The organism is Enterobacter cloacae complex sp. 370H10 (assembly GCF_050031535.1).
Classification (GTDB): domain Bacteria; phylum Pseudomonadota; class Gammaproteobacteria; order Enterobacterales; family Enterobacteriaceae; genus Enterobacter; species Enterobacter intestinihominis.
Window position 1 is genome coordinate 55,921 of sequence record NZ_JBLGWG010000001.1, and the last position, 21,023, is coordinate 76,943.

Here is a 21,023-nt window from a genome sequence, read left to right on the forward strand (position 1 = left end):
GTTACATTCAGGCAGGCGATTCCAGCCGAAAGTATGAATTTACTTTTCACCTGGTATGAGAATCGCCCTCTCAGGCCGTTACTGAACCCCTCCACCCAGCGATTGCCACAGCGTGATGCGGTTTTCCAGGTCGGTTTGCTGCAAGGCAATCAGTGATTCCTGTGCCGACCACAGCGATCGCTGCGCGGTGAGCACCGTCAGATAATCGCCCGCGCCAGCCTTGTAACTGCGCGTCGCCACATCCAGCGTTTTTTGCTCCGCCGCCACGTATTCACGCTGGGCATCAAGCTGTTCGCTCAACGTTTCGCGCCGCGCCAGCGCGTCGGCCACGTCCTTAAACGCGCTCTGGATGGTCTTCTCATAGGTGGCGATTAGCCCCTTCTTCTCCGCTTCCGCATAGCGCAACTGCGCCATATTGTTGCCCCCGCTAAACAGCGGCAGGGTGATGGACGGCGCGAACGACCAGACCTTCATGCCGTGGCTGAACAGGGATGACAGCGAATCGCTGCCGACGCCCGCGCTGGCGGTCAGTGAAATGGTCGGGAAGAAGTTGGCGCGTGCCGCGCCGATGTTGGCGTTAGCGCTCAGCAGGTTATGTTCCGCCTCCTGAATGTCCGGGCGACGCAGCAGCGCGCTGGAGCTGACGCCCGCCGGGATCAGCGTGATGGCGTTATCGCTCAGGCTCTCCAGCGTGCCGGGCAGCAGGTTCTCGGGCACCGTATCGCCCGCCAGCAGGTTAAGGGCGTTTTTGTCCTGCATCACCAGCGTCTGGTAGCTCGCCACGCTGGCGCGCGCCTGCTGGTAAACCGCCATCGCTTCACTGACGTCCGTGGCCGCTGCCACACCTACTTCCTGCTGACGTTTAACGATTTTGAGCGAGTTCGCGGCGCTCTCCAGGGTGGATTTCGCCAGCGCCAGATTGCTGTTATCCGCCGCCAGCGTCACCCAGGCCGTGGTCAGCTCGCTGACCATCGTCAGGCGCGTGTTCTGCGCGGTGAACTCGCTGGCAAGCCAGGTTTCACGCGCGGCGCGCGACAGGCTCTGGTTGCGGCCAAACAGATCCAGTTCGAAGCTGGAGACCGTGCCGTTGGCTTCGTCGCTCGTCGCGACGCCGCTCGCCAGCGTGCGGCTGCGGGTGTGGCTCAGTTCCGCGTCCACCGTCGGGAACAGGGACGAGCGCGTTTCGCCATACTGGGCACGGGCGGCGTCGATATCCGCAATCGCTTTTTGCACGTCGCGGTTGCTGTTGAGCGCCATCGTCACCACGCTTTTCAGCCGCGCATCATTCATCACCTGCTGCCACTGGCTCACCACGGCGCTGGCTTCGCCGTGCGCGCCGGGTAGGGTGGCCGGAACGGGCGCGTCCGGGCGCTGATACGTGGGATCTAATGACACACAGCCTGCGCTCAGCAGTGCTAACGCTAAAACAGTTACACGAAACATTATGACCTCCGGTTTGCGTGCTTACCGGAGAACAGACGTTTCACCAGTACAAAGAATAAAGGAACAAAGAAGATAGCCAGCAGCGTCGCGGCCAGCGTCCCGCCGATAATGCCGGTGCCGATCGCCACGCGGCTGTTGGCCCCCGCGCCGGTGGCAATCGCCAGCGGCGTCACGCCTGCGATAAACGCCAGCGAGGTCATGATGATCGGACGCAGACGCGTCTGGGCGGCCCGCAGGGCGGCGCGCGTCAGTGAGTAGCCTTCGGCCACTTTGGCTTCGGCAAACTCGACAATCAGAATGGCGTTCTTCGACGACAGACCGATGGTGGTCAGCAGCGCCACCTGGAAATAGACATCGTTGCTCAGGCCGCGCAGGGAGGCGGCAATGGCCGCGCCCAGCACCCCAAGCGGGATCACGAGGATCACCGAAATGGGCACCGACCAGCTCTCATACAGTGCCGCCAGGCACAGGAACACCACGAGGATGGAGAGGGCATAAAGGCTCATCGCCTGACCGCTCGCCAGTTTTTCCTGCAACGACAAACCGCTCCACGCCCAGGTGCTGCCGGACGGCAGGTTATTCGCCAGCTGCTCCATTTTGCTCATCGCCGTACCGGAGCTGGCGCCGCTGGCGTTCTCGCCCTGAATTTCATACGCCGCCGAGCCGTTGTAGCGCACCAGGCTTTCCGGGCCATACTCCCAGCGGGTGGTGGCGAAGGCGGAGAATGGGGTCATAGTGCTGTCGCTGCCGCGCACATACCATTTGTTGAGATCCGACGGTACCGCGCGATAGTCGCTGTCGCCCTGGATGTAGACCTTTTTCACGCGGCCACGGTCAATGAAGTCGTTCACGTAGGTGCCGCCCCAGGCGCTGGACAGGGTGTCGGTGACGTCGCTCAGGGAGAGCCCCAGCGACACGGCTTTGTTGTTATCGATATCCACCTGAAGCTGCGGCATCTGCGGCAGATCGTTGGCGCGCACGGCGTGCAGCGAGCTGTCCTGATTCGCTTCGCCAATCAGCTGGTTACGCAGTTTCAGCAGCGCGTCGCGGTCGGTGCCGCCGCTCGCCATCAGCTCAAAGGTAAAGCCGTTGCTCTGGCCCAGACCGTCCACTGCCGGCGGTGTCATCGCAAAGATGGTGGCATCGCGGATGGCGCTCAGCTCCTGCGTGGCGCGCAGGGCAATGGCCTGCGCGGTGTTTTCCTCGCCTTTACGCTCTGACCAGTTTTTCAGGGAGACGAACGCCATCCCGGCGTTCTGGCCGCTGCCGCTGAAGCTGAAGCCTTCAACGGTAAAGATCACGTCGGTATTGGCTTTCTCTTTGGTGAGGAACCACTCGCGTACCTGGCGGCTTACCTCTGCGGTACGCACCGCGGTTGCGCCGGCAGGGAGGGTGTACTGCACCATGATTTCTCCCTGGTCTTCGGTTGGCAGGAAGCTGCCCGGCAGTTTCAGCATGGCGAACCCCATCGCGCCGCAGAGCAGGGCGAAGATCACCAGCATGCCGCCGGAACGGCGCAGGGCGCGCAGAACCTTATTCTGATAGCCGTGCTCGGTCTTACTGTAGAAGCGGTTAAACGCGCCGAAGAAGCCCTTTTTGTGCGGAGCGGTGTGATTCAGGATCGAGCCGCACAGCGCGGGCGTCAGGGTCAGCGCCACCACCACGGAGAGGAACATCGCCGAAATAATGGTGACCGAGAACTGACGGTAAATGACCCCGGTAGAGCCGCCGAAGAAGGCCATCGGCAGGAATACCGCAGAGAGCACCAGCGCAATGGCGATCAGCGCGCCGGAAATTTCGCCCATCGATTTTTCGGTCGCTTCCCGGGCGGGCAGCCCTTCGTCGCGCATAATACGCTCGACGTTTTCCACCACCACGATGGCGTCATCCACCAAAAGTCCTATCGCCAGCACCATGGCAAACAGCGTCAGGGTGTTGATGGAGTAACCGAACAGCGCCAGCACACCGAAGGTGCCCAGCAGAACCACCGGCACCGCCAGCGCCGGGATCAGCGTTGCGCGGATGTTTTGCAGGAACAGGTACATCACCACCACCACGAGGATAATGGCTTCGAACAGGGTCTGAATCACGTCCTCAACGGAGATCTTGATGAACTCGGTGCTGTCTTTCGGGTAGGCCACGTCGTAGCCTTCCGGCATCGACTTTTTGAACTCGGCGATCTTGTCTTTAACCGCCGTGGCGGTGTTAAGCGCGTTGGCGCCCGGCGAGAGCATCACCGCCATACCCGCCGCCGGGTGGCCGTTCAGCTTCGCGGTGGCGGTGTAATCTTCGCTGCCCATCTCCACGCGCGCGACGTCGCTGATGCGCACCACCGCACCGTTGGACTGGCTCTTGACGATGATTTTTTTGAACTCATCGACCGTTTGCAGACGCGACTGAGCGCGAACGGTGGCGGTCAGCTGTTGGGCGTTCGACGAGGGCAGCGCGCCGATTTTACCGGCGGAGACCTGCACGTTCTGCGCTTCAATCGCGCTCTGCACGTCGGAGGGCATCAGCGAGTACGACGCCAGCTTCGCCGGGTCGAGCCAGATGCGCATCGCGTATTCTGCACCGAACACCTGCAGGCTGCCGACGCCATCCACACGCGCCAGCGGATCCTGCATATTACTCACCAGCCAGTCGGCGATATCCGAGCTGCTGGCGGTGTCGGTTTTATCATATACGCCCATGATCAGCAGGAAGTTGCTCTGGGATTTTTCGACGGTGATCCCGGACTGCTGCACCTCGGTCGGCAGGCGTGATTCCGCCTGCTGGACTTTGTTCTGCACCTGTACCTGAGCGGTGTCCGGATCGGTTCCCTGTTCAAACGTGACGTTGATGCTCACCGAACCGTCCGAGCTGCTGGTGGAGGTGAAGTAGAGCAGGTTATCCAGCCCGGTGAGCTGCTGCTCGATCACCTGCGTCACGCTGTTCTCCAGCGTTTGTGCGGAGGCGCCGGTGTAGGTGGCGGATATTTTGATCGACGGCGGGGCAACGTCCGGGTACTGCGCAACGGGCAGCGTGCGGATCGCCAGTATCCCGGCGAGCATGATGAGAATGGCGATAACCCAGGCAAAGACCGGGCGACGCACGAAGAAACGGGAAAACATCAGGCGTTTCCTCCGTTGGTTTTCATCTCTTCAGCTTTCACTTCCTGCCCGGCGGTGACTTTGTCGGTGCCTTCCACAATCAGCTTATCGCCCGCCTTCAGGCCATTCAGCACCAGCCATTTATCGCCATAGGTGTCGCCCGTCTCCAGCTGACGCTGCTCGACCTTGTTGCTGGCGTTCACCACCAGCGCGGTGGCGGTACCTTTGGCGTCGCGAGTGATGCCCTGCTGCGGCGCGAGGATCGCGTCATTCATGATGCCTTCATCCACTCGGGCGCGGACGAACATGCCCGGCAGAAGCTGATGCTGCGGGTTCGGGAAGACGGCGCGCAGGGTGACTGAGCCGGTAGACTCATCCACCGCCACTTCGGTTAACGCCAGATGGCCTTTTTCGCTGTAGCTGCTGCCGTCTTCGAGGATCAACGACACGTTCAGCGTATCGCTGTTGCTGGCGAGGGTTTGCTTGCGTAATCGCAGCAGATCGGCGCTGGAACGGGTTAAATCGACGTACATACTGTCCAGCCCGCGAATAGTGGCCAGCGCGGTATCCTGCTGGGCGGTCACCAGCGCGCCGGGGGTCACAGAGGAGATGCCGATACGTCCGGCAATCGGCGCGGTGACGGTGGTCCAGTTGAGGTTAATGCGGGCACTTTCCAGCGCGGCTTTCTTTGACTCGACGCTGGCCTTGTCCTGCGCGCAGGTGGACTTCGCGTCTTCCGCATCCTGACGTGATACGCCGTCATCCTTAACCAGCTGCGCATAGCGCCGGGCTTTCTGGCAGTCGGCCTGCACCAGCGCCTGCGCCTGTTTCAGTGCGGCGGCAGCTTCATCATAAGCGGCGCGGTAGCTGGAAGGATCGATCTGATACAGCGCCTGCCCGGCCTTGACCGTATCGCCTTCGGTGAAGAGCCGTTTCTGAATAATGCCGCCCACCTGAGGGCGCACTTCGGCGCTCATCGCGGCGGCGGTGCGGCCGGTCAGCTCGCTGACCACGGACACCGGCTGGCTCATGAGTGTGACAATCCCCACTTCCGGAAGAGGACGCTGGGGAGCAGATGTTTGCGCATTATCGCACCCTGTCAGGAGGAGTAATGCTGCGATGGAGGTTGTTATGGTTTTCATAATCTTTTTCCAGGGTGAACGAAGCCTGCCCTGTTAATCGCTTAACAGGGAGGAGGGCTAATTAAAAGCACAGCGATCCCGCATCTCTGGCAGAGCCAGAAATGAAAAAAGGGAAATTACTTATTTCCGCTAATTATTCACATGCGATTACTTCGCAGAGAAAAGCATATTTAAAATATTCTGGTATATGGGCTCTAATTGTTCTGACGGTACTTTTAAAGGCGTGAGTCGACGGTAAATCGTGCCTTCGATCATCACGGCGGTAATCTCCACGCAGCAGCGAATATGCTCATCGCTCAGGTGGGGGAACTGCTTTTTCAGGTGCTCACAGGCGTTGGCGAACATGCGGGCTTCGGCTTCGATCAGCATGTTTGCCACCAGCGGATTGCGCGTGGCCTCTGCGGACATTTCGAGCATTAGCGCATCATCATCTTCGTTAAGCGTCTGGCGCCAGGCAAGCGCCTGCGGCATCCCTTCAACCAGGGTTTTGCCCTGCATCTCCTCAATACGTGAGTCGATAATGCGCCGGATCATCTCTTCAATGATCGCGTCTTTGTTACTGAAATAGCGATAGATTTGTCCGACGCTGAGCCTGGCTTCGCTGGCGATCTGCGACATGCTGGCAGCGTGAAATCCACTGGCGCGAAAGCAGCGGCGCGCGGCGGTGATGATTTCGTCCTGCCGTAGTTTTTGTCGTTCTTCCAGCTTTGTGCTCATCGTCGGCTACCGTAAAAAGTGAGAATGATCGTTCTCATTATACGTTTTCGGAGCCTATTGGAAAGGTTTTTTTTATTTACATATTGAATGAATATTTCCTTGTTTAAACAATGGAGGAAATAAGGAGTTTTTATGAAGGTTAAGCTGTGAGATATTCAGATTGCGCTGAAAATAAGGAGAGATTTATGCATCTGAGCATTACAGATAAAGTCACGGCTGAAGAAAAAGAAGAATTATTAACGGGGCTAAGAGCCTATAACGCGCAGTATTTAGATCTGGCGACGTTTAGTGGCGATATTGGCGTATATGTGCGAGACGACAACGGCGTCATGCTGGGCGGGTTAATCGGCGTACGTAAAGGCGACTGGCTGAATATCGACTTTCTGTGGGTCAGCGACAGGGTGCGGGGAATGGGCGTCGGCAGCCAGCTGATCAAAAAGGCTGAAGAGGAGGCCCGTCGTAAAGGGTGTCGTCACGCGCTGGTGGATACGGTCAGCTTCCAGGCGCGTCCGTTCTATGAAAAACAGGGTTATCAGGTGCAGATGTCCTTGCAGGATTACCCTTATCAGGGAATGCAGAGACACTATCTGACCAGGGATCTTTAACCACCGATCCCGTTGCCGATCACGGCTAACACGTGGCGCACAACGATCTCCGGCGAGAGGGCATTAAGCCTCTCGTCATTGCGCATTCGAGAGAACGGCACCAGCACCAGGCTCAGCAGCGTCGTGAACAGCAGTTCGGGGGCCAGCGCCGGATTCAGCTTTCCTTGCTGCTGCCAGCCTTTGATGGTTGCCAGCGTGGTGTGATATTTCTCATCGCCAAAGCGCTCCTGCAAATGCGTACGCAGTACCGGCATCTCGCCGATCACCTCCTGCATCCACAGCGGGGCAAACCAGCGATACTTTTCCGCCAGTTCGGCCAGCACCCTGACCATTTCCGTCAGGGCATCCACCGGCGAATCCCGGTTGTCGGCGAAAATTGCCCCGATCCGCTCACGTAACGGCAGGAAGCGCTCCTCAATCATCGCATCCAGCAACTGTTCTCTGGAGTTGAAGTAGTAGTGCAGCATGGCGGGCGTCACGCCGGCTTCGCGGGCAATAGCGTTCAACGACGTATTGGCGATCCCCTGGCGGGAGAAGAGGTTCAGGGCGATGTCCAGCAGCTGTTCGCGGCTGGCGGTAACGCGCTTGCCGCCGCGCGGACGTCCGGGGCGGCGGGGTTCAGAATTGTCTTTTAGTGCTGGCACGGTCACGCTGTCTCTTGATCTTATCCATAACTTACCTGAATATTAATTATTCAATTAATTAATTTCAAGCGATCTCTTATGGAGTCCGACGTAATGACTCAACCTGCGAAAAAGGCGCCGTCGATTAAGCTGCTGTTCAGCGCGCTCCTGCTGGTGATGCTGCTCTCGGCGCTGGATCAGACCATTGTCTCCACCGCGCTGCCGACCATCGTCGGTGAGCTGGGCGGGCTGGATAAGCTCTCCTGGGTGGTGACAGCCTATATCCTCAGTTCGACCATCGTGGTGCCGCTGTATGGCAAATTCGGCGATCTGTTTGGCCGTAAAATCGTCCTGCAAATCGCAATAGTGCTTTTCCTGGTGGGCTCTGCGCTGTGTGGCCTGGCGCAGAACATGACCCAGCTGGTGCTGATGCGCGCCCTGCAGGGGCTGGGGGGCGGCGGCCTGATGGTGATCAGCATGGCCGCCGTGGCGGACGTGATCCCGCCTGCCGATCGGGGTCGCTATCAGGGGCTGTTTGGCGGCGTGTTTGGCCTGGCGACGGTGATAGGCCCGCTGATCGGCGGGTTTATCGTTCAGCATGCATCCTGGCGCTGGATTTTCTACATCAACCTGCCGCTGGGGCTGTTTGCGCTGCTGGTGATTGGCGCGGTATTCCACGGCAGCGCGCGGCGCAGCAAGCATGAGATTGATTACCTGGGGGCGATTTACCTCAGCATGGCGCTGCTGTGCATCATTCTGTTTACCACCGAGGGCGGTACGATCCGCCAATGGAACGACCCGCAGCTGTGGTGCATTCTGGCCTTCGGCCTGACGGGGATCGCCGGGTTTATTTACGAAGAGCGGCTGGCGTGGGAGCCGATTATCCCGCTGTCGCTCTTCCGCGACCGCAGCTTCCTGCTCTGTAGCCTGATTGGCTTTATCATCGGCATGTCCCTGTTTGGCTCGGTAACGTTCCTGCCGCTCTATTTACAGGTGGTGAAAGACGCCACGCCAACGCAGGCCGGCTTGCAGCTGATCCCCCTGATGGGCGGGCTGTTGCTCACCTCCATCATCAGCGGGCGCATCATCAGCCGCACCGGGAAATACCGTCTGTTCCCGATCCTCGGCACGCTGCTCGGCGTGGTGGGGATGGTGTTACTGACGCGCATTTCAATCACCTCCCCAACCTGGCAGCTGTACCTGTTTACCGGCGTGCTGGGCATGGGGCTGGGACTGGTGATGCAGGTGCTGGTGCTGGCGGTGCAGAACAGCGTGTCAGCCGATCAATACGGCGTAGCGACCTCTGGGGTGACGCTGTTCCGTTCCATTGGCGGGGCGATTGGCGTTGCGCTGTTTGGCGCGGTGTTCACCCATATTCTGCAATCAGGGCTGATCGACAGGCTGCCGGAAGGGGCGGAACTGCCGCGCGAACTTAATCCCGTTGCCATTCACCATCTGCCTGATGCCCTGCGTCTGGACTATCTGGATGCGTTCGGCTCGGCTATCCATGCGGTGTTTATGCTGGCGGCGGGGATTATGGTGCTGGCGTTTGTGCTGTCGTGGTTTTTGCGCGAAGCGCCGCTGCGTCGGCAGGCGTGAGGTTAGCGGTTCTGCTTGCGCCTGGACTACCGTAGCCTGATGCCCATCGCCCGGTGGCGCTACGCTTACCGGGCCTACACTTCGCCCGTTACGTAGGCCGGGTAAGCGCAGCGCCACCCGGCAACAGGCCGCATATAACTTAACCGTCTTACTGATTCCTTTTCGTTTTTTAGCCTGCCGTCTCGTTGTCGATATAGTCTTCAAAACGTCTATCAAAAGGAACTGTCTCGTGAAACTTCGATTGGGTGCGCTTCTCCTGACTGGCCTGCTGCTCGCGGGCTGTGATCAGGGCGGCAATGATGCCAAACACATTAAAGTCGGCGTGATTAATGGCGCTGAGCAGGACGTGGCGGAAGTCGCCAAAAAGGTGGCAAAAGAGAAATACGGTCTGGATGTTGAGCTGGTGGGCTTTAGCGGCTCGCTGCTACCCAACGATGCCACCAACCAGGGCGAACTGGACGCTAACGTCTTCCAGCATCGCCCTTTCCTTGCAGAAGATAACAAGGCGCACAATTACAAACTGGTCGCCGTGGCCAATACCTTCGTCTTCCCGATGGCGGGTTACTCCCGAAAGATTAAATCGGTGTCTGAGCTGAAGGATGGCGCAACCATTGCGATTCCAAACGATCCCACCAACCTCGGTCGCGCGCTGTTGCTGCTGCAAAAAGAGAAGCTGATTACCCTTAAACCAGATGTTGGCCTGCTGCCGACGGCGCTGGATATTACCGCGAATCCCAAAAACTTACAGATTATGGAGCTGGAAGGGGCGCAGCTGCCGCGCGTGCTGGACGATCCGAAAGTGGATGTGGCCATCATCAGTACCACCTATCTTCAGCAAACGGGGCTGTCTCCGGTACATGACAGCGTCTTTATTGAGGACAAAAACTCGCCTTACGTGAATATAGTGGTCACGCGTGAAGACAACAAAGACGCCGAAAACGTGAAGGAATTTATCCAGTCCTATCAGTCGCCGGAAGTGGCGAAAGCGGCAGAGACCCTTTTTAACGGCGGTGCGGTGCCGGGCTGGTAGGCCACGGTAAGCTGGCCCTCACAGCGTTACGCGGGCATCGGTGCGGCTTTCGGGCCACAGAAAACCCTGGCCAGACTGTGCGCCAGACGTGCGGGCGCGCGCCAGATCCCGCGAATTCTCGATGCCTTCGATAAGAATTGATTGCGCGATACCTGCCCTGACCTCCTGCACAAACGGGGCAAGCGGCGCGCGCTCGCGCAGCGCTGAGCGGTCAATTTTTACTCCATCCAGCGGCAGCGCAAGCCGCGCGAACGCCTCAGCCAACTCCCGGGTTAAATCGTCCAGCCAGATTTGCCATCCCGCCTCTTTTAACCGAACAAGCGTGGCATGAAGACGATGTTGCTCAGCCTTACTCAGCCGTGTGATGGTGAGAGGATCCTGAATTTCAATCGTTAACCGCTGCTGATGGCGTAACGCCAGCAACAACCGGATAGCGCGTTCGTCGAGAAGGTGTTCTGCCGGAAGGTTTAGCCAGTAAGCGTCCCGGGCGGGTATCTGTAACAGGGTGTTGGCCTGCCAGAAGAAGATTTGCAGCGCGCTGCGCGAAGGCAGAGAAGCAAACAATATCTCCAGATTGACGTTATGGATCTCCACGAGAACTTCATGCGCGAACATCTGGCCCGAATGAAGATCGACAAGCGGCTGGAATCGCAGCCCTGAGATACGTTGCAACAGGGGAGAGGGAAGAACGGTATACATGGAACAGCCTTCAGGAAATGAAAAAAGGTTCCCGCGGACACGGGAACAAAAGGCAAACGACACACGGTCAAATTCTTAATTCAGGATCCAGCGAATGCTCTGGCAAAACGAGGGGCCACGCACGGCCTTAAGCTTGTTCATGGCGTTGTTTTTATAAAAGTAAACCAGCCTGACGTTACACCCCAGCTGACGGGCGATTTGCTTGGTTTTGAGATTACAGGAATAGCCGCGCAATACGCTGGCCTCCTCGCTGGACAGCCTCGCCGGGGTGCGTAAGCGGGTAGTCATGCCTACGTTGTAACGACCAGACTCTTGCGGCGTCTGGCTCATCAGTATTTGCCACAGCGCTTTGATATCCCCCAGGGAGACTCTTTTGCTGATTACCCCATCAACATGTTTGAATTTCAAATAGCCAGCGGATAACGAATAGATATAGATCTTCGCCGTCACTTGTTTCTGTTTAATACAGAGAATGTCGTCATTCGTCGTCACCCGGAAATGACGCGTATTCAACGGATCATAAATGATGATATCAAAGAGTTGTTCACTCATAGCAAGTTCTTCGATATGGGTAAACCCATGGAAAATAACGTCGTGTTTTTCATCAGGCTCACGCTTTCCGAGCGATTGCAGGCCAATCATCGTGAATTCGCAGCTGTCAACAACGGCAACGTGAATTGTTTTTTTATTTTGCATTGGCATTCTCCTTTCGCTGAGTAAACAGTCCATATAAGAGAAAATGGCGGTTCGCACTCTCTTATTAAAAGAATGGCGAGCACTTTTTAAATAACGCGATGCGATGGCATCAATGTAAGCCAATACAAACCGTCGAGTAAAGCTGATGCCAATTATTAGAGGAAGATAAAATTGAAAAATGGTTTTAATGGTATATGCAATTGTTTTAATCTTCTAATAATATTCATGCCAGATTTTTATTCTGTGAATGGGCGATTAATAAGCATCAGAAGGTTGATTGATGGGGTTTATCCACCGTTTTTTCAGTGGCTTACTGCTATTCCTGAAAGAAAAATTGTGATCGCGGCAGGGTTATCGACAAAGCTTTATCTGCAAGAGGAAACGGCGTGCAGAATAAAATAGAATTTTTTCTATAAATTTAATGTCCTTGTTCAGATTTTTAAGCCTGAGAAGGATAAAATCCTGGCGTGAAGAGGTTGTGAGTGATGAGTACATAAACTATTATCATTTTCCTCCGGTCACGAGAATTTAGAAAAGACATGAATAATACTGAACGTATCGTAAAGGTAATGGTGTTTTACAAAATAAATATATTTAAAGAGATAATATTCCGGGCGCTCCATGATCTTTTACCCGATTACGTACTGAACATTACTCAGGTCGATTCCACTGAACAGGCGCTGGCGGCGGTCGCGGATAATAACGTGGATGTTTTCTTCACTGAATTTAATTATCTGCTTAATCATAAAGAGTGGAGTGCGGAGGTCAGCAGCCGTTTTACATCTTTATGTAAAACCCATCACGTCAGGCGTGTTCTGTTGGTGCCCGAGCTGCCTTACGGGCTGTTAAAAAAAGTTCTGGAGATGAAATTTGAATTAACCATCAGTCAGCAGGATGAATTGACTGAACTGAAAAAGGAATTACCCGCGTTGCTCATGGCGGACGGGCAAACACCGTCGATCTCTTCGTGGCTCAGGCGGGTAATGCGGTCCGGTTCCCGGGCGCGCTCCATCCTCTCGGCCAGAGAGTGGGAGGTGCTCCATCTTATCGTGGAAGGATTTTCAACGACGGAGATTGCCCGTCATCGAAACCGTTCGGTCAGTACCATTGCGACGCAGAAGCACAATGCGATGAAAAAGCTGAATCTTTCCAACCACAGCGAACTGATTAAGTATGTGCAAGCGGTTGGAAAGATGGAGAAATAGCTCACATCAGGGATAGATAATATTCAGCGTAGCCGATGTATTGATCTTACCCTGGCTCACCTGGGCGGGCGCCCACACGTAATAGTACGCCGCCATCGGAAGGGTGAAATGTTCGTCCAGCGCCGCGCCAGCCGCCACGCTGAAAATCATCGTGGCGTTGCCACGGCTGGTGGTTGAGGTAGAGAAGGTTACCGGCGTTTGCGGGGCGTCACGTTTTATCAGGCGTAGCCCCACGCCCTGCGCCGCGCTACTGCTGCTGTCGATCAGCACCGAGCTGTCGGTTGAGAGCAGCTGCGTGCTGGACAGAAACATCTCAATTGCCCGATCGGAATTGCCGTTAACCCCGACGTTCTGACAGCTCATGTTCAGTGAAAAAGGCGTCAGCCCCGGCTGTGAGGATGCACTGAGCTGGGGAATGCCGAGCGTCGGCAGCGCTACGGTCAGCCCCGCATTATCAAAGGAACAGGTAGTCAGTTTTGGCGCGTATTTGATGATCATCGGCTGACCAAACATATCGCGGTTGTCGTAAGGCCACTTGAACCCGCTGAATAACCACTGCGCTATCTTGATGACCTGATTGATTGGCCAGGTGATGATTTCCCAGAAGGATAACCCACTCATGTCGCTGACGAACAGAACGTCGCTCATGTTCGCCGTATCCCCCGTCAGGGTAGTGCCGCTCTGGTTAACGAGGGTGAAGCGAACCGTAAACGGTGTGTTCAGCTCAGACGCCGTATGGCTACCGCTGGCAGTCAGGGTTTTATTGGCCGGGGGATTGGTGATCTCCGCCCGCACCATATACTTGTTATTGCTGAATCCGAGGATGGTCGCGTATTTGCTGTCGGTCGAGAGGATCGGCGTGTAAGAAAATTCACTGTTACCTGTCGTACAGTTGAATGAGCCGCTGTACTGGGTGCTGAAGCTGCCGGTCCATGTGGGCGTGGCCGGGCTCAGCTTATCCGATAAATCAATGGTAATCGGTGTGCCATAAACGATGCTGCTGCCGGAGCAGGTGGCATAGCTCATCCCACTAATGCTGGAGAGGATCAGGAATATGAATGATCGTAACATTTTGATAATCCGTAATTAATGGCAAACCGCTGAGGGGCTGTTCAGCCCCCAGGCTGGGGCGGAGATTTCGCACTTCCCGCCGCGGAGATGCACGTTGAGCGCGCGTGGCGGCTGTTCAGCGCGGATATACAGTACGCTGGCCTGGCCGACATACCCGACAGATTCACCGTGTTCATCAAGCACTTCAGTGCCAAAAGGCAGCGGTTTGCCGTCGGCACGCGTCGCATGAAGTACCCATGACTGGCGTTTGTCGGTTTCGAAGCGGATATAGCTCACCGCCCCGTCGTAAGGGGCCACGTTAGCCATGTTGCCGATCACCTCCGCGCCAGCGCTGTTTTCCGTTTGCGATAACGTAATGGCGTTTTTGCGATACGGGGTGGCGTAAGGCACCAGCGCCACGCCATCGCGGTTCGTCATAATGCTTTCATCGCCGTTCACCATCAGTCCCTCCGCTTTTGGCGCATCGACGATAGTCATGGTTGTGCCGGTTTCGTTTGAGGCGAGAACGTGCCACGGGTAGGCCACCAGGCTTCCCCGTCCGCTGAGCCCGGTCTGGCGGTAGTCGGAGGATTCGCTGTAAGAGCCACCGAGTGTCGCGAAGTTCGAACGGTACGCGGCGTTAACGCTTGCCGCATTTTTACCCCCCCGCGCATTACTGCCGGAGAGGGTGTAGCTCAGGCGGTTCGACGCCAGCGCGTTCCCGCTCATGCTGATATTGCTCTGCTCGTAATGCGAATCGCTGGCCGTCAGGCTGGAGGTGATCCAGGCATTATTATCAAACAGCGAGAACGGCAGGCTGAGGGAGAGGTAAAGGCGCGTCTCTTCTTCACTGTCCCTGTTCCGTACCCGGCTGGCCGACAGGGTATAGCTGGCGCGGCCGATGGCGTTGGAATAGCCCATCTGGTATTCGCGCGTGGTTTGCTGTGAGTTCCAGTAATCGCGCTGTGTGCCGGAGACAAATACCGTGCCCCAGTTATTGAGCAGGCGCTGATTAAGGTTAAGCGTAAAGGTATTCTTGGGCTGCGCCGCGCGCAGGGCATCCCAGGTGCTTAGCGACATGTCGGGCGCAACGCCAAACCGATCTTCATAGTCGTCGTACTGCGCTCTCAGGCGCTGATACCCTTCGCGCGAATAGAGCGCGTCGCTGAAGCTGTAATAGCCTTTAGTGGAATAGCGATAGGCCGCCAGGGTGAAGTTGGTGGCGGTGGTATCGATAAATTTGCTGTACGACACGCGATAACTCTGACCGCTGCTGGTGCGATCCTGTAGGGTGGTTTTGGCGTGGGTGACATCAAACGAGACCGCGCCAAACGGAAGGTTCCACCCGGTACCGACAAGCCCGGCCTGGTAGTTATCGCTAATAATCGTCCCGGTATACCCGGTGATGAGGTTATTAAACCCGTAGCGCAGCGTGGCCTGCATGAATGCGGGTTCGGCATCGAGCGTGTTCTGGTGCACTTTACCCGCCACCACGCTGTACTGACTCACCCCTTCTTTTAGCATCCCGGGCACGGCGGAAAACGGCACCGTGAAGGACTGCTGTGAACCGTCCGCTTCACGCACCACCACCAGCAAATCGCCCGCAGAGCCGGTAGGCTGAATGCTGTCGAGGGTAAACTGGCCCGGCGGTACGTTCTCCTGATAGATCACGTTGCCATTCTGGATAACTTTCACCAGGGCGTTCGTCCGTGCCACGCCGTGAACCACCGGTGAAAAACCCTGCTGTGAATTTGGGCGCATCTTCATGTCCGACGCCAGCGACACGCCGCGCACGCGCAGGGAATCAAACAGATCGCCAGGAATATAAAAGTCACCCAGCGTCAGGTTGGATTTCAGCGAGGCCAGGGGACGGCGCAGGTAGCGGGTATTATTCTGCCAGCTACTCTCTCCGCTGGCCGTTTTCCGCCAGGCGCTGCTGTCGCGAAACTGCCAGCCGAACAGGTTGGCGCCGGAATCCAGCCCGGCATAAAAATCATCATTTGTGTCTTTCGCAGCGCCCTTTGCGCGGGTGTTATACCAGGTCGTGTTCCACGAGAGCATCAGCGCCGGGATCCCCTCATCCCAAAACTGGGGGGCAATGTAACCTTCTTCAGTACGCAGCACGGCCGCCTGCGGAACGGTAAGCGCCAGACTCAGGGTGCTGGTATCGGTTTTGACTTCACCGCCCTGAACCAGATCGCGCAGCTGCACTTGCCCGTGCGCAATGGCGGGCGCAGGCACGGACGTGGTGTTGATGCCAAGCGACCGGGCATCTTTCCAGGCAAGGCGGATGTCGTCACGCTGCTCGCCGTAGATGACGGTATAACGTCCCTTCCAGCTGCCGTTTACGTAGATATCCATCTCCTGACTGCCGGCAGGCATGGCGTTGTTTTCGGAAAAGCGAGACAGATCGGACTCACCGGATGCGCCAGCAAGCAGGGAGGGATCAAACGAGACGGCCCCTGATTTATGCGAAAGCAGAAGCGTGCAGACTGCCAGCAGACAGAGTCTGTTTTGTTTCATTTTCATGGTGAGTCTTTCCGATCACTGACTGGTGAAAGTCCGGGTTTTATACGCGCCAAGATCGTCCACATACATCAGCTGGAAGGTCTGTCCGCGATTAACCGTATTTTTTGCGGCGACCGTCAGCTGCCCAAACGGGGAAACCATCGGGGACTCCTGGAGCAATTTCGTTTTACCCAGCGAAATATTGGCGACCGTAATATGGAACGGACTGTTATTTGTAATGCGAAAGCGATCGCCTTCGGCGGCGAGCGTCAGTTTCGCCACCGCGTCATCCAGCGTGCCTTTCAGCGCAGCGGGCCGGTAAAAAAGTTTGATACGGGATTTAATCGCCAGCTGAACGGTATTCTGATTTTGCAGATTTTCAGGTCTGGGCGGAATGTCGAGGACATTCAGGAAAAAGACGGATTCGCGATCCGCAGGCAAGCTGGACGGCAGCTTTTTAATACGAAGCTGTTGGCCATTATGTTCGTTAACTTTTATCACCGGCGGCGACAGCAGAAACGGCACATTGGCTGTTTCCGGCGTGGAATTAATATCACCGTCATCTATCCAGGATTGCACCAGAGCGGGCGCATCGCCCGTATTCATTAACTGGACGATCACCTCTTTGTTATTTTCAGGATAAAGGACACGGGTGCCATTAATGACAATATTGGCCCATGAGTGACCGGTGCTTAGCAGTAAGCCTGCCAGCAAAATTGCCTTGCGCATGATTGCAACCTTAAATACAGGCTCTGCGAAAACAGAGCCTGTATAATCATTATTACAGGTAGGAAATGGTATACGTTACGTTGGAGCTTAACTCGCCCACGGTGGCGGCAGCGGCGTTCGTTTTATAGTAATAAACATCCAGCGTCAGCGTCTCGGAATCTGGCGCGGTCGCTGTACCCATAATATCCGTAGTGTAAGGCTGGTTCAGGGTAATTGGCGTAGACGAACCTGGCTCCACTAACGCAAAACCGACATTACGTGCCACACTGGCATCGCTTTCATTCACGCTGTTGTTCAGCAGGTATTTACCGTCAGTGGAAATATTATCCGCGCTGGAGAAATACACTTTCAGCGGGGTACCGGTTGTTCCGGCTGCTGGTGAACAACCTGAGAACGTCAGCGCAATAGATTTTTTATTCTTAGTGATCAGGCCAACCGTGGTGCCTGCATCTTTTACCGAAATAGGGGAAAGCGCAACGGTAAAGTCCGCGCTTTTACCGCCGTTAATGGTACAGGTTGTATCGGTAATAGCGCCGGTAAAGTTAATGATACCACCCGCCGAATTGTCTGCGGCAACTGCGCTGGTAGAAGCAATAGCGGCGGCCAGCAGTGATACGGTCATGATCGATTTGAACATGATAAACTCCATGAAGATTTGTGTTATTTAAAATGAATGTTAATCGGCTACACATGTCCCTGATGTACCGGCTAGACGCATGGCGACTCGGGAGAATGCTTTGACGATATTATGTTGCACTAAAAAAGTACATAACAAAACATTATTCCAACAACTTCTAAAGTTTAAGATTATAATCTTGCGAGTTAGTTTTTTTTAATGTTTTAACCTAAATGCGTTAGTTCGAATATTTTTATTAATGATTTAATAATTGTTAATTAATGAAGCTTTATGAATTCATCTCTCAATTAATATCACGCGACTTGACCACACAAACTTTAGACTTATTATTGCCTGGCAAATGCACATAATTTTAACAATGGCGTAATAATAATATGAAGTATCTCATTGATCTTACAATGCTTTATGAAGTCGACACCGGTATGATCATGATTAATGGAGAGGAAGAGTCATCCATTAAGTTATCTAACCAGTCGGGTCGTCTGCTTTATGAACTTATCATCAATAATGGTAAAACTCTCGACAGAGACGACCTGATAAAGAAGGTCTGGGAGGATCATGGTTTCTCTGGTTCTTCGGTGAGTCTGAATGTTGCCATAAGTGAAATCAGAAAAGCATTTCGTACTTTAGGATGCGATCCTTTACTGATAAAAACGATACGTGGCAAGGGATTTAGCCTTGCCGCGCATATTGAACATCACACGGTCAGGCCGCCGGTCGTTTCAACGCTTAGTGAGCAATCTGCCTCTGAAGCATTCGATACGCTAGCGCATAAGAAAGATGCCGATCCGCCTAAACAATTAATATCGCTGCACAGACTCTTTATTTCTCTTTGCACGTTATTACTGATTACCGTTATCGGCACCGCTGTTTTACTGTTGCACCAAAGGGATTCCTATGCCGAGAGCCTGAAAGATTCTGATATGCATCTGCTCGGTAAAGTAGACCGGTGTACGGTATACCTGATCGATAAGAATATGTATCAGCCGCGACAGCACTACTTTAATCACGTAAAAGAGGTCATTGCCAGTCAACATATCGACTGTCAACACCAGGTTGCAGATGCTTACTATTCCAGGTTTAAAAAGTCGCAGATAGAAAATTATTTCCTGGCCATCTGTTATCAGCAGGACAGTATCGACGATTATAAGAACTGCATTTCTTACAGAAGCCTGACCGGGAGTTAAAATATGTCAAGGACTAAAATGAGTGTACTGTTCAGTATCGTACTGGCGCTGTCTGCCATCGCGTTGTTGTGGATCTATTTTACCAGAACGCAGGATGAGGGGTTTGGCTGCCAGTCAGATACCATTTCCTGGAAAACCTATTCCACGGGTGAGTTAACCGATATGTCGCTAACCACGCTTTTCCTGTTTAACAACAAAGATGTTGTGACGGTTATTTATAAAGGCGTACTCAAGAAAGAGGGCAAAAGCTACCTGATTGACAGAAATTACACGCTCAGCGTGGAAAAAGTCGACGGAAGCAATATCTTTTATATTAAGGATAAAAAGCTGAATAAATCTGAAGATGATGCGGCACCGGATGGCGTTGTAAACGAAATGTTACTTGATAATATCAACTTCTTCTATATTACCCGCGTTAAACCGCACGCCTGGTTAATTAAGGGGCTGGTTTTGCCTGTAATGATGTGTGTGGCTGTTCCGACTTCCTGATATTTCTCTTTATTGAAAAATCGATATTTATCTATTGCCGGGAAATTGAGTGATTTACTCAATACGTAACAATAAGATACGAGAAATTTATTTATATTTTTATTGTTATTCTCCGGCGAGTGAATTTTTCTGTATTGCCTCGTTATTTTGCGGCTGTCTATACTCCGCCTCGAAAAAGGGGCTCCCCTTTTTATACACGTGGATTCTTTTTTGAAGGACTAAATAAATGAACAAACTGAACGCTATCGTTCTGGGCTCCCTGCTGTCTGTTTCTGCCCTGAGCGCAGTTAATGCAGCAGAAACGACGGCTTCTGCCACCTGGCAGGCAACCGCGACCAAAGACAGCGAATCCGACCTGGTTGTTACGCCAACGCGTGCTTTGAACTTCGTTTACAGCGCCAATACCAAATCTTTCAACACCGATACCGGTCTGTTTGATGTGGCTATCCGTGGCGATCACTCTACGGCGACCAGCTTCAAACTCGAAGCTATCCTCGACGATTCAAACAACACGCTGTTCAGCGTGGGCGGTGAAGCGACCAAGCTGAAAGTGGGTGCGCGTTGGGGCGGTAACGACCTGGGCTCTATCGGTGGCACCGTGGGGGCGAAATCAACCGCATGGACCACGCTGGTTGATTCTTCTTCTAACACCGGCGTCTCTTCTGGCCTGTGGAACCTGACCACCAGCGCAGGCGCGGCGGCAGATACCGAAATTACCGGCCAGGACAAATTCGTCTTCTACGTTGACTCCGCTCAGGACAACGCGGGTACTGCGAAAGAGTTCAAAGACCTGACCAACAGCCTGTGGGAAGGGACCGTATCTGTTGCGTTCCGCGCAACCTGGGGCTAAGGCCTGATCGATCCAGGGGCGCAAGCCCCTGTTTAGGGAAATAGCATGTTTAACCTCAAATCCGCCTTCTTATTTTTATTATTTATCTCTTCCTCCGCGCTGGCCATTAATGTGGGAAAAGTCACCACCATTATTCCTGCGGATGCTGACTCCACCGCCAAGGAAATAAAAAACGAAGCAGACAGCGTGCGTATTGTTTCTGTTCGCGCACAGCGGATCAGCAGCCCAATGGATGAAGGGATCGTCATTAATCCGGAGAAAGTGGACGAACTGTTGCTGACGCCCACGCGCATTGTAATGCCCGCCGGTACCAGCAATATTGTCAAATTTTACTATCACGGGAACGCCGATAACAAAGAGCGTTACTACCGCATTACCTTCACGGATGAAGGGGTGAGCGAAGAGGTGGACAGCGGTTCACCAAAAAACGGTACCGGGATGACGCGCGCGGTGGTGAGCACCATTCTGGTGGTTCAGCCCCGTGATAAGAAGATCGACTTCGTCTATGTGGCGGGAAAAATAACCAATAAAGGGAACACCGCTTTTCGCGTCAATGCGACCGGAACCTGCCTGAAGCCGAATCCGGAATCACCGACTACGCCGTGTACCAAAAACTTCTACCTGATGCCGGATACCTCGCGCGCTATCGAGGATATCAACGTGACGGATAACCATTTTCATCTCGGAATATGGGACCTGAAACAGTTCATACCTGTTAAGTAAGG

19 protein-coding genes are annotated in these 21,023 nt (G+C 54.5%); 8 read left to right on the forward strand and 11 right to left on the reverse strand.

From position 1 onward, the window contains the following. Nucleotides 1-78 precede the first annotated feature (78 nt). The 4 genes from ACQG2Q_RS00295 to ACQG2Q_RS00310 form a co-directional block, all read right to left on the reverse strand. Nucleotides 79-1,443, reverse strand: coding sequence for an efflux transporter outer membrane subunit (locus ACQG2Q_RS00295; protein WP_022646568.1), 1,365 nt, complete (start codon nt 1,441-1,443; stop codon nt 79-81). After that, complete coding sequence (locus tag ACQG2Q_RS00300) at nt 1,443-4,553, reverse strand: efflux RND transporter permease subunit (RefSeq protein WP_032626664.1); 3,111 nt, start codon at nt 4,551-4,553, stop codon at nt 1,443-1,445. Before ACQG2Q_RS00300 ends, ACQG2Q_RS00295 begins: the two co-directional genes overlap by 1 nt. Beyond that, nucleotides 4,553-5,674, reverse strand: coding sequence for an efflux RND transporter periplasmic adaptor subunit (locus ACQG2Q_RS00305; RefSeq protein WP_038414997.1), 1,122 nt, complete (start codon nt 5,672-5,674; stop codon nt 4,553-4,555). The genes ACQG2Q_RS00300 and ACQG2Q_RS00305 overlap by 1 nt, the downstream gene beginning before the upstream one ends. A gap of 147 nt (nt 5,675-5,821) precedes the next feature. Then, a complete protein-coding gene (locus ACQG2Q_RS00310) occupies nt 5,822-6,391 on the reverse strand; it encodes a TetR/AcrR family transcriptional regulator (protein WP_022646570.1) in 570 nt (189 codons plus the stop codon). Between the two features lie 185 nt (nt 6,392-6,576). Between ACQG2Q_RS00310 and ACQG2Q_RS00315 the strand changes: the two genes are divergently transcribed. Further along, nucleotides 6,577-6,996, forward strand: coding sequence for a GNAT family N-acetyltransferase (locus ACQG2Q_RS00315; protein ID WP_063849893.1), 420 nt, complete (start codon nt 6,577-6,579; stop codon nt 6,994-6,996). On the opposite strand, the gene ACQG2Q_RS00320 is transcribed toward ACQG2Q_RS00315, so the two are convergent. After that, on the reverse strand, nt 6,993-7,640 hold the full coding sequence (locus tag ACQG2Q_RS00320) for a TetR/AcrR family transcriptional regulator (protein WP_063849927.1): 648 nt from the start codon (nt 7,638-7,640) through the stop codon (nt 6,993-6,995). The two genes, ACQG2Q_RS00315 and ACQG2Q_RS00320, sit on opposite strands and share 4 nt — an antisense overlap. A gap of 78 nt (nt 7,641-7,718) precedes the next feature. On the opposite strand from ACQG2Q_RS00320, the gene ACQG2Q_RS00325 reads away from it, so the two are divergent. Beyond that, nucleotides 7,719-9,218, forward strand: a complete 1,500-nt coding sequence (locus ACQG2Q_RS00325; protein ID WP_045621000.1) for an MDR family MFS transporter — start codon at nt 7,719-7,721, stop codon at nt 9,216-9,218. A 229-nt stretch (nt 9,219-9,447) separates the two neighbouring features. Then, a complete protein-coding gene (gene nlpA, locus ACQG2Q_RS00330; protein WP_063849894.1) occupies nt 9,448-10,248 on the forward strand; it encodes a lipoprotein NlpA in 801 nt (266 codons plus the stop codon). An 18-nt stretch (nt 10,249-10,266) separates the two neighbouring features. Here nlpA and ACQG2Q_RS00335 read toward each other — a convergent pair whose 3' ends face one another. Both ACQG2Q_RS00335 and ACQG2Q_RS00340 read right to left on the reverse strand, forming a co-directional pair. Then, nucleotides 10,267-10,947, reverse strand: coding sequence for an EAL domain-containing protein (locus tag ACQG2Q_RS00335; RefSeq protein WP_022646575.1), 681 nt, complete (start codon nt 10,945-10,947; stop codon nt 10,267-10,269). A gap of 75 nt (nt 10,948-11,022) precedes the next feature. After that, nucleotides 11,023-11,643, reverse strand: coding sequence for a LuxR C-terminal-related transcriptional regulator (locus ACQG2Q_RS00340; protein ID WP_096216908.1), 621 nt, complete (start codon nt 11,641-11,643; stop codon nt 11,023-11,025). 569 nt (nt 11,644-12,212) lie between these two features. Between ACQG2Q_RS00340 and ACQG2Q_RS00345 the strand changes: the two genes are divergently transcribed. After that, on the forward strand, nt 12,213-12,848 hold the full coding sequence (locus tag ACQG2Q_RS00345) for a LuxR C-terminal-related transcriptional regulator (RefSeq protein ID WP_032622107.1): 636 nt from the start codon (nt 12,213-12,215) through the stop codon (nt 12,846-12,848). 6 nt (nt 12,849-12,854) lie between these two features. Here the strand turns inward: ACQG2Q_RS00345 and ACQG2Q_RS00350 are convergent, their stop codons facing one another. From ACQG2Q_RS00350 to ACQG2Q_RS00365, 4 genes are read right to left on the reverse strand one after another with little or no spacing between them, the layout of a single operon-like run. Further along, nucleotides 12,855-13,919 carry a fimbrial protein gene (locus ACQG2Q_RS00350; RefSeq protein WP_063849895.1) on the reverse strand — a complete coding sequence of 355 codons (1,065 nt, stop codon included), beginning with the start codon at nt 13,917-13,919 and terminating at the stop codon, nt 12,855-12,857. Between the two features lie 15 nt (nt 13,920-13,934). Then, complete coding sequence (locus tag ACQG2Q_RS00355) at nt 13,935-16,427, reverse strand: fimbria/pilus outer membrane usher protein (protein WP_063849896.1); 2,493 nt, start codon at nt 16,425-16,427, stop codon at nt 13,935-13,937. 15 nt (nt 16,428-16,442) lie between these two features. Beyond that, nucleotides 16,443-17,135, reverse strand: coding sequence for a fimbrial biogenesis chaperone (locus ACQG2Q_RS00360; RefSeq protein ID WP_063147050.1), 693 nt, complete (start codon nt 17,133-17,135; stop codon nt 16,443-16,445). Between the two features lie 52 nt (nt 17,136-17,187). Further along, a complete protein-coding gene (locus ACQG2Q_RS00365) occupies nt 17,188-17,772 on the reverse strand; it encodes a fimbrial protein (protein WP_022646579.1) in 585 nt (194 codons plus the stop codon). A gap of 374 nt (nt 17,773-18,146) precedes the next feature. Here ACQG2Q_RS00365 and ACQG2Q_RS00370 point away from each other — a divergent pair, with 374 nt between their 5' ends. The 4 genes from ACQG2Q_RS00370 (at nt 18,147) to ACQG2Q_RS00385 (ending at nt 21,021) form a co-directional block, all read left to right on the forward strand. Then, the gene (locus tag ACQG2Q_RS00370; protein ID WP_063849897.1) at nt 18,147-18,959 is read left to right on the forward strand and encodes a winged helix-turn-helix domain-containing protein; all 813 of its coding nucleotides are present in this window, start codon (nt 18,147-18,149) and stop codon (nt 18,957-18,959) included. A gap of 18 nt (nt 18,960-18,977) precedes the next feature. Beyond that, nucleotides 18,978-19,448 carry a hypothetical protein gene (locus ACQG2Q_RS00375; RefSeq protein WP_426759048.1) on the forward strand — a complete coding sequence of 157 codons (471 nt, stop codon included), beginning with the start codon at nt 18,978-18,980 and terminating at the stop codon, nt 19,446-19,448. A 226-nt stretch (nt 19,449-19,674) separates the two neighbouring features. After that, nucleotides 19,675-20,298, forward strand: a complete 624-nt coding sequence (locus ACQG2Q_RS00380; protein ID WP_003860995.1) for a common pilus major fimbrillin subunit EcpA — start codon at nt 19,675-19,677, stop codon at nt 20,296-20,298. Between the two features lie 45 nt (nt 20,299-20,343). Beyond that, nucleotides 20,344-21,021, forward strand: a complete 678-nt coding sequence (locus tag ACQG2Q_RS00385; RefSeq protein WP_063849898.1) for a hypothetical protein — start codon at nt 20,344-20,346, stop codon at nt 21,019-21,021. Nucleotides 21,022-21,023 lie beyond the last annotated feature (2 nt).